Source organism: Pseudescherichia vulneris (genome assembly GCF_902164725.1).
In the GTDB taxonomy this organism is placed as follows: Bacteria; Pseudomonadota; Gammaproteobacteria; order Enterobacterales; family Enterobacteriaceae; genus Pseudescherichia; species Pseudescherichia vulneris.
In genome coordinates this window covers 42,299-51,020 of the sequence record NZ_LR607338.1, presented here as the reverse complement: position 1 = coordinate 51,020, position 8,722 = coordinate 42,299, and the positions used below count along the sequence as shown (strand labels likewise).

Below are 8,722 nucleotides of genomic sequence, written 5' to 3'. Positions count from 1 at the left end.
CAAAAGCGCGCCGGGAGGGGATTAAATGCGGAAATGGCCTGCGGTTTCCGCCAGCTCGCCCGCCTGTGACTGAAGTGCCCCGGCGGCAGCGGCAGACTGCACCACCAGCTCGGCGTTCTGCTGCACCATCCGATCGAGATCGATTACCGCGTGGTTGATCTCCTGGATGCCTTTCATCTGCTCGCTGGTGGCAACGGTGATCTCACGCATAATGACCGAGACGCTGTCGATGCTGGAGACGATATCAGTCATGCTTTCGCCAGCTAAACGAACGTAGCGCGACCCGGTAGCCACGCTATCCGTCGTCGACTCGATCAGGGTTTTGATCTCTTTCGCCGCCTCGGCGCTGCGGCTGGCCAGGGTGCGAACCTCACCCGCGACCACCGCAAAGCCGCGTCCTTGCTCACCGGCACGGGCGGCCTCTACGGCGGCGTTGAGTGCCAGAATATTGGTCTGGAACGCAATCCCGTCAATCACGCTAGTAATATCACCGATTTTAGCCGACGCCTCTTCAATGGCCTGCATGGTCGAGATTGCCTGCGACACCACGCTGCCACCGCGCGACGCCGCTTCAGAGGCAGTATGCGCCTGGCTGTTCGCCAGGGCAGCGGAGTCGGTTGACTGGGCCACCGAGGCGGTGATTTGCTCTACGGCGCTGGCGGTTTCCCGCAGGCTGGAGGCCGCCTGCTCGGTACGGCCGGAGAGATCCTGGTTACCGGCGGCAATCTCCTGCGCCGCATGCTGTACCGAAGTGCTGGAGTCCCGCAGCTTCACCATCACCATCGCCAGCTTATCGCTGAAGATGTTAAAGGCATGGGCAATCTGCGCCACCTCATCATTACCGCTCTCCGGCAGGCGCTGGGAGAGATCGTCCGTGCCGTCGCCAATGGCCAGCATCGCATCGCGGATCGTCACCAGGCGTTTCAGCATCGTCGTTACCAGCAGCAGCATTACCGCTACGCCAATCAGCACCAGCACGATCAGCGACAGGGCCGACGCTTTCAGCAGGGCACGCATGCCGCTGGTGGCATCGTTGGTGTCAAGGGCGACCACCAGCAGCCAGCTGGTCCCCTTGATCGGTTTCGCCATCAGCGCCTTCTGCGCCCCGGCAAACTCGCCGTCTACTGGACTACCTGCCTGAAGTGCACTGAAATCCGCCCCGGCGATCGCCTCACCGAACGGCTTCAGAGTCAGATCGGCATTGCTGGCGGCAATCACCGTTCCGTCGCTGTTGATCAGCAGACCGCTGCTCTGCGGCGTCGGCTGAATGGTGCGCACGTTCGCGACCACGCTGTCCATGGCCACGTCGCCTGCCACCACCGCAGTCAGCGTGCCGTTCTCTTTCACCGGTACGGCGAAGGTCACTACCAGCTTGCCGGAGGCGGCATCAACATAGGGGGCGGTGACGATCGGCGCGTCGGCTTTCGCTGCCTGCTGATACCAGGGACGAATGGTCGGATCGTAGTCGACCGGGATGCCGTTAGAATCGGAGAACTTCGCCGTTTTGCTGGCATAGCCGGCATAGACGTTGATAAACCCGCCCGCCTGGGCAATCTGAGCGAAGTTAGGAACCGGATCCGCCGTCAGCGCAGCGCTTTGCAGCGAAGCGATCATCGTCATCTTGTTGTTAACCCAGTCGGCAATTGCGCCGCTGTGGCTGATGCTGGTGCTGGAGAGGATATCCCGCTGGGACTGCTGGTTATCCTGGCGTGTTACCTGGTAGTTGATCACGGTGTTGATCAGTAAAGCGACAGCCAGACAGCCTGCGGTGGCTGCGGTAATGCGTGCGCGGATCGTCTTGAACATAGTTGTTATACCTGCTGTGTTGTTTAAAAGCCTATCGGCAACGCAGCAGGTAAACTTGATGTCCAGCGAGGAACTATAAGAAAAATATATTTCAGTTAGGGTATTATTAGAAAGTTAATACTTTATCCGCCGCCAGCGTCCACTGCGCCAGCTCGACAAGCGTACCAATTTCAACGCCGTCGATCAGCGGCAGCTCGGTGATGCCGCGCCCGTCGGTGCAGGTTTTACACAGCTTCACCGCCACGTTTTGCACCGTCAGGATCTCCAGCATCTGCTGAATATTGTAGCCCTCGGCAGGCTTCTGACCGCGCAGCCCGGCGGTGACCGCATCGGACATCAGAAACAGGCGCAGGTCCAGCTCCTCGGCCTGCTCGCGCAGGGCGATCGCCAGGCGCAGGCTGTTAAACAGGGATTCACTGCCGTAGGCCGCGCCGTTGGCGACAATCACGATCTTTTGCATTTTTCTTCCTTATAAAAGCTACTGCCCGAAGCGGCCAATCAGGCCGGTGGCGGCCAGAGCTTTACCTTTCAGCTTCTCTAACAGCGCTTCACGGGTCAGACCGGCGGGAAGATCCGGTGTCTGGCTGGTAGCAATAAGCGTAAAGGTATAGTGATGCGCGCCGCTGCCAGGCGGCGGGCAGGGACCAAACCAGCGATCGGTGCCGGGGCTATTTTTGCCGCCGGTAAACTCTTTGCCATCGCGCAGAGCGTTAGCCGGAAAACCGGTGGCGGACGGAGAGATATTGTACGCCACCAGATGCGTGACGCCGAGACCTTTTGCCCCCTCTGGATCGTGGACAATCAGGGCAAAGCTTTTAGTCTCTGCCGGGGGATTATTCCAGATTAATACCGGAGACTGATTTTCACCGGTGCAGTTAGGGTTATCCTTGGCGTTACCTGCGAATTTTTTATCCAGCGGGCCATTATCGGCAAACGCCGGCGACTGCAGGGTAAACAGCGCGCTGGCCTGCGAAGCCGCGCCGTAAAACATCAGTGAACTCCACAGAGCCCATTTTAACGTTTTGCTTATAGTGACCATTCGACATACCTTGCAATAAATAGACGCATTAAGAGATAAATTAACTGTAGACCTGACGAGACGGGAGCCGTTAAGGTTTTTCCTGAAATTGTGCTTAAGACTGAAAAACGTCGTAAAAAACGATAAAATAACGCTTTTACCGTGGGCCACACCGGAGGCGCAACCGCTGAATTTACGCTCAAACGCGCTGATGAAAACTCGACTTCTTCTACTCTTGCTGCTGACAGGAGGCGTAACCGATGCCTGCGCCATCGCACAGCAGACGCCGCATAACCCTTTTGATAACGATAGCCTGCCCGATCTGGGGTTAACCTCCACCGGTGACGCGAGCATAAAGAGCGTGGCCGAGGTGGCGAAAGCCTTTGGTGAAGCCAGCCAGACCGATAACGGCCTTACCGCCGGGCAGCAGGCCCGTCAGTTTGCCTTTGGCCAGTTCCGCGACGCCGTCAGCGAAAACGTGAATGAGCGGCTGGAGTCGTGGCTTTCACCCTGGGGTAATGCCAGCGTTAACGTGTTGGTTAACGATGACGGACGCTTTACCGGCAGCCAGGGGAGCTGGTTTATTCCATGGCAGGATAACAACCGCTATCTGAGCTGGAGCCAGCTGGGGTTAACCCAGCAGGATCAAGGCCTGGTGAGCAATGCCGGTATTGGCCAGCGCTGGGTCGCCGGGCACTGGCTGCTGGGCTACAACACCTTCTACGATAATCTGCTGGATGAGAATTTGCAGCGGGCCGGACTCGGCGCGGAGGCCTGGGGCGAGTACTTGCGCTTCTCGGCCAACTACTATCAGCCGCTTTCAGGCTGGGACTACTCCGGGGCTGCGGTTCAGCAGCGGCTGGCGCGGGGGTATGACGTTACCGCCCAGGCGCGTCTGCCGTTCTATGAACATATCAATACCAGCCTGAGTCTGGAGCAGTACTTTGGCGACAATGTCGATCTCTTCGACTCCGGCTCGGGCTACCACAACCCTGTCGCGGTGAACGTTGGCGTGAACTATACCCCGGTGCCGCTGGTTACCGTCACCGCCCAGCATAAGCAGGGGGAGAGCGGAGAGACCCAGAACAACCTTGGCCTGAATCTGAACTATCGCTTCGGCGTACCGCTTAAAAAGCAGCTCAGCGCCAGCGAGGTGGCCGAGAGCCGCTCCCTGCGGGGTAGCCGCTATGACAGCCCGACGCGCAATAATCTGCCGGTGGTGGAGTATCGTCAGCGGAAAACCCTGTCGGTATTTCTCGCCACGCCGCCGTGGGATCTGAAACCAGGCGAAACGGTACAGATGGTGGTTCAGGTTCGCAGCCGCTACGGCATCCGATCTATTACCTGGCAGGGGGATACCCAGGCCCTGAGCCTGACCCCGCCGGTGAACGCCAACAGCAGTGAAGGCTGGAGCATTATTATGCCTGCCTGGAACAGTCAGGAGGGGGCGAATAATACGTGGCGTCTGTCGGTAACGGTGGAGGATGAGCAGGGGCAGCGCGTCTCTTCCAATGAGATCGCGCTCACGCTGGCTGAGCCGCTGGTGAGTGCGCAGAATACCGCTCCGCGCTGGCCGCAGCTGCCGGAGGGCTAATTAGAAAATACGTTCCTGGTGCACCCAGACCGCCGCTTCCACGCGGGATTTGAGCTTCATCTTCTTCAGCATATGCTTAACGTGAACCTTCACCGTGCTTTCGGTGATATCCAGACGGCGAGCGATCATCTTGTTAGGCAGCCCCTGGGCAATGAGCTTCAGGATATCGCGCTCGCGCGGCGTCAGTTGGGTCACGTCCCGGTCAGAGGTGGCGCGGTTGGCGCGCAGGCTGGCAGCCAGCACCGGCGTCAGCGCTTCGCTCAATACCATTTCACCCGCGGCAGCCTGCTGCAACGCCTTCAGCAGATCCTCAGGTTCCATGTCCTTCAGCAGGTAGCCGTCCGCGCCGCGCTTCAGGGCGGTGACCACGTCCTCTTCATGGTTCGAGACGCTGAAAACCACCACGCGCCCGGAGAGGGCCTTCTCCCGCAGCTTGTCCAGCGTCTCCAGACCGTTCATGCCGGGCATGTTCAAATCGAGCAGGATCAGATCGGGATCCAGCGTCTCCGCCAGCTCAATACCCTGTTCCCCGTTGCTGGCTTCGCCGATCACGCGGACGTCGCTTGCCATGCTAATAAGCTGCCGGACGCCGGTACGCAGCATCGGATGATCGTCAATCAGCAGGATCGTCGCGGGTTCCTGATTATTCATGTTTATCTCCTTGTACGGATGAGAGAAGCTTTTCGGGTATAAATGTTACCACCACCTCGGTTCCGCCGGACTCTCGCCGCCGGACCTGACAATCTCCGCGCAGGCTCTGGGCGCGATCGCGCATGATAATTAAGCCATAGTGGTTGGTGCGTTCAGCGTTGTCCGGCACGCCGCAGCCGTTATCGGTAATGCTGACCTTCACCTGCCGCCCCTGCTGCACCGCCGTGACGGTCACCTCACTGGCTCCCGAGTGCTTCAGGGCGTTGCTCAACGCCTCGCGGGCAATTTGCAGCAGATGAATGGCCTGGTGGGAGGGCACGAAGCGCGGCGGCAGCTGGTAGTCCAGCCTGATCGGGAAACCAAAGTGGGCGCTGTACTCCTGGCAGCTCGCCTCCAGCGCCGGACGCAGGCCCGGCTCGTTGAGCTGCAGGCGGAAGGTGGTCAGCAGCTCGCGTAGCTGGGCCCAGGAGGTATTCAGCTCGTTCCGGATCTGCCCCAGCAGCTGCTGGCTGGAGTCGGGCAGGCTTTCGCCCTGCATCTGCAGGCAGCTGACCTGCATCTTCATACAGGAGAGCGACTGAGCGATAGAGTCGTGCAGCTCGCGGGCAATGGTGGCGCGCTCCTCCATCACCATCAGCTGCTGCTGGCGCTCCTGATGGCGATCCAGCGCCAGGGTAGCGGTAAGCTGCTCTACCAGGGTATCGACCAGCTGCTGTTGATCGTGGCTCAGATGCCGCCCGGCAGGCAGGGTCGCCAGCAGCAGGCCGTACTGCATATGGTTATCCGCCAGCCGCCACTTCAGCGTTGTGCCGCCGCCGCCCGTAGGCAGGATGCCGCGCGGGCAGAGGTGACAGCCGATATCATCGCAGGTCATGTCCGGCTGGCAGGTAAACTCCTGGCGATTATCCTCATCTTCCAGATCGTAGACCCGCAGCTCAATGTCGTGCAGCAGGGTGAGATTTTGCAGGCCGTTAAGCACTGGTGAGAGGCGCTCGCACAGCGGAACCTGCATGTGCAGGCGGCGGTTGGCCTGCCAGAGGAAAGAGAGGATCTCATTTTTTTGCTCAAGACCGGCGGTCTTCTCTTTAACGCGCTGCTCCAGCACCGCATAGCTCTGGGCCAGCTCGCTGGACATATTGTTCAGCGCCATGCCGAGCTTAGCCATCTCGTTACGTCCGCTGATGTGCGCCCGCTGGGTAAAATCGCGCTGGCTGACGGCGTGGGCCATGCTCAGCAGCTGCCGCCACGGTTGAAGCAGCCGCGCCCGGAGCCAGATCACGGTAAAGACCAGCAGCAGGGCCATAAATACTGCCATGCCGCGCTGCACCAGCAGAACGCGATCGATCCGCTGCTCGGTGCGGCGATCGAAGCTGCTCACCAGACGATCGAGGCGGTTAACAAAGGTGGCAACCTCGCCCGAGACGGCTGCTGGATCCCGCGCCTGCACCAGGGCCGGAATAAGGTTGCGCTGCCAGTAACGCTGGAGCCCCTCAAGCTGCGGAAGCTGGCCGTCGCGCAGCGCGGCCTGGGTCAGCTCCGGGCTGAAGGCCGTACGGGTCATCTCGTCGATCAGCGGCTGGTCGGCTTCCGTGAGCGGCATAGCGGCCAGTAGGCGATAGCTCTGCATCCGCAGCGAGCCCGCTTTGTTAATGGCATGGGCGCTGCCCTGGACGCCCTGTACCAGCCAGCCAGAGATAGCCATCCCGGTTACGCCAATGGCGGTAGAGAGCAGAACGATCAGCGCCAGTTGGTTAACCAGCGTCAACGGTGAAAAGAGGCGTTTTAGCATATACGGCAAGACTCCTGACCCGGCAGGTCACCGGGAGTGGGGCTATTTTCGGCTATACCCTGGAGTATACCCATACCCCAAAAGAGTTACTCCTTTATTGTCGCGTCAGACACGGGCTGGAGCGAGGCTGGCGCTAAAGGCGTCACCGGCGTGAAAAACCACAGTTTTTCTGGCGTTTTCAGCTGCTCATTTAGGGGTAGTCCGGTTTAAGCGCGGCTTAAATGACATCTTTTCCTTTGATTTATATCAACTTAAGCGCTGGCGTAAACCCTATGGTGGCAGGGGTTAAAATCCCTTATCAGAGGTGTCTATGAGTCACTCTTCAATACCTGAAAGGACCACCGGAGCCGTCATTACCGACTGGCGACCGGAGGATCCTGCTTTCTGGCAGCAGCGTGGCCAGGCCGTGGCGAACCGCAATCTGTGGATCTCCGTGCCCTGTTTGCTGCTGGCGTTTTGCGTCTGGATGCTGTTCAGCGCCGTGGCGGTTAATCTTAATAAAGTTGGCTTTAATTTTACGACCGATCAGCTGTTTATGCTGACCGCGCTGCCCTCGGTTTCCGGGGCGCTGCTGCGAGTGCCGTACTCGTTTATGGTGCCTATCTTCGGCGGTCGCCGCTGGACCGCGTTCAGTACCGGGATCATGATTGTTCCCTGTGTCTGGCTGGGCATTGCCGTTCAGGACACTAACACCTCATTTAGCACCTTTATCATCATCTCTCTGCTCTGCGGTTTTGCCGGAGCAAACTTCGCCTCCAGCATGGCTAACATCAGCTTCTTCTTTCCCAAGCAGAAGCAGGGTAGCGCCCTGGGGATCAACGGCGGGCTGGGTAACCTCGGCGTAAGCGTGATGCAGCTGCTGGCTCCGCTGGCGATCACCTTCTCGCTGTTTGCCTTTTTCGGCGCGACCGGCGTGCAGCAGGAAGATGGCTCCATGCTCTACCTGGAGAACGCCGCCTGGATCTGGGTGCCTTTCCTGATTGTCTTTACCCTCGCGGCCTGGTTTGGCATGAACGAGCTGGCGACCTCTAAAGCCTCGCTGCGTTCGCAGCTGCCGGTGCTGAAGCGGGCGCATCTGTGGATCCTCGGCTTCCTCTATCTGGCAACCTTTGGCTCGTTTATTGGTTTTTCGGCAGGCTTCGCCATGCTGTCCAAAACCCAGTTCCCTGACGTCAATGTCCTGCACTTCGCCTTCTTTGGCCCGCTGGTAGGTGCACTGGCCCGTTCGGCGGGTGGGGCGCTCTCTGACCGCCTCGGCGGCGTTCGCGTCACGCTGGTGAACTTTGTAGCCATGGCGATCTTCAGCGCGCTGCTGTTCCTGACCCTGCCGTCAGCGGGAAGCGAGGGCAACTTTAGCGCCTTCTTCGCCGTTTTCCTGATGCTGTTTCTCACTGCCGGGCTGGGCAGCGGATCCAGCTTCCAGATGATCTCGGTGATCTTCCGCAAGATGACCATGGAGCGAGTGAAGGCCGAGGGCGGCAGCGAGGAGCAGGCGCTGCGTGAGGCGGCAACCGATACGGCGGCGGCGCTCGGGTTTATCTCGGCCATCGGCGCGATTGGCGGCTTCTTTATTCCGAAAGCCTTTGGTACTTCGCTGGCGCTTACCGGCTCCCCGGCCGGGGCAATGAAAGTCTTTCTCGTGTTCTATATTGCCTGCGTGTTTATCACCTGGGCGGTGTACGGACGTAAAGCTAAAACAAAATAAAGCACTGTTGATTATCCTTGCGCGGCGCAATGCCGCGCTTTTTTTACCTTGCTTATAGTTACAACATACTTAAATCGGTGAACGTGTTCAGCAACCTGGTCCGCAGCGTAGAAGCGGCCTGACAGAAGATCTACCCCCTAATACCTCCGGTACAGAAAT

General features: G+C 59.2%; 7 protein-coding genes. 2 read left to right on the top strand and 5 right to left on the bottom strand.

Going from position 1 to position 8,722, the window contains the following annotated elements:
* Positions 1-21 precede the first annotated feature (21 nt).
* The 3 genes from FN633_RS00150 to FN633_RS00140 form a co-directional block, all read right to left on the bottom strand.
* A complete protein-coding gene (locus tag FN633_RS00150; protein WP_154056341.1) occupies positions 22-1,806 on the bottom strand; it encodes a methyl-accepting chemotaxis protein in 1,785 nt (594 codons plus the stop codon).
* Positions 1,807-1,912: 106 nt separating this feature from the next.
* Complete coding sequence (locus tag FN633_RS00145) at positions 1,913-2,266, bottom strand: DsrE/DsrF/TusD sulfur relay family protein (RefSeq protein ID WP_042396102.1); 354 nt, start codon at positions 2,264-2,266, stop codon at positions 1,913-1,915.
* A gap of 18 nt (positions 2,267-2,284) precedes the next feature.
* Positions 2,285-2,797: a YbhB/YbcL family Raf kinase inhibitor-like protein gene (locus FN633_RS00140; RefSeq protein ID WP_243731462.1), complete on the bottom strand. Its 513-nt coding sequence runs from the start codon at positions 2,795-2,797 to the stop codon at positions 2,285-2,287.
* Positions 2,798-3,035: 238 nt separating this feature from the next.
* On the opposite strand from FN633_RS00140, the gene FN633_RS00135 reads away from it, so the two are divergent.
* Positions 3,036-4,418 (top strand): YchO/YchP family invasin, encoded by a 1,383-nt coding sequence (locus FN633_RS00135; RefSeq protein WP_154056339.1) that lies wholly within the window; start codon positions 3,036-3,038, stop codon positions 4,416-4,418.
* On the opposite strand, the gene narL is transcribed toward FN633_RS00135, so the two are convergent.
* Together narL and narX are read right to left on the bottom strand one after the other, a co-directional pair.
* Positions 4,419-5,069 carry a two-component system response regulator NarL gene (narL, locus tag FN633_RS00130; protein ID WP_144814750.1) on the bottom strand — a complete coding sequence of 217 codons (651 nt, stop codon included), beginning with the start codon at positions 5,067-5,069 and terminating at the stop codon, positions 4,419-4,421. It abuts the gene before it with no gap.
* Positions 5,062-6,858 carry a nitrate/nitrite two-component system sensor histidine kinase NarX gene (gene narX, locus FN633_RS00125; protein ID WP_154056338.1) on the bottom strand — a complete coding sequence of 599 codons (1,797 nt, stop codon included), beginning with the start codon at positions 6,856-6,858 and terminating at the stop codon, positions 5,062-5,064. Before narX ends, narL begins: the two co-directional genes overlap by 8 nt.
* 310 nt (positions 6,859-7,168) lie before the next feature.
* On the opposite strand from narX, the gene FN633_RS00120 reads away from it, so the two are divergent.
* On the top strand, positions 7,169-8,563 hold the full coding sequence (locus FN633_RS00120) for a NarK family nitrate/nitrite MFS transporter (protein WP_154056337.1): 1,395 nt from the start codon (positions 7,169-7,171) through the stop codon (positions 8,561-8,563).
* The last annotated feature ends 159 nt before the right edge of the window (positions 8,564-8,722 follow it).

Bases quoted from the DNA above. Each gene is read 5' to 3' on its own strand.
- FN633_RS00150 (WP_154056341.1), bottom strand. From the start codon at position 1,806: ATGTTCAAGACGATCCGCGCACGCATTACCGCAGCCACCGCAGGCTGT.
- FN633_RS00145 (WP_042396102.1), bottom strand. From the start codon at position 2,266: ATGCAAAAGATCGTGATTGTCGCCAACGGCGCGGCCTACGGCAGTGAA.
- FN633_RS00140 (WP_243731462.1), bottom strand. From the start codon at position 2,797: ATGTTTTACGGCGCGGCTTCGCAGGCCAGCGCGCTGTTTACCCTGCAG.
- FN633_RS00135 (WP_154056339.1), top strand. From the start codon at position 3,036: ATGAAAACTCGACTTCTTCTACTCTTGCTGCTGACAGGAGGCGTAACC.
- narL (WP_144814750.1), bottom strand. From the start codon at position 5,069: ATGAATAATCAGGAACCCGCGACGATCCTGCTGATTGACGATCATCCG.
- narX (WP_154056338.1), bottom strand. From the start codon at position 6,858: ATGCTAAAACGCCTCTTTTCACCGTTGACGCTGGTTAACCAACTGGCG.
- FN633_RS00120 (WP_154056337.1), top strand. From the start codon at position 7,169: ATGAGTCACTCTTCAATACCTGAAAGGACCACCGGAGCCGTCATTACC.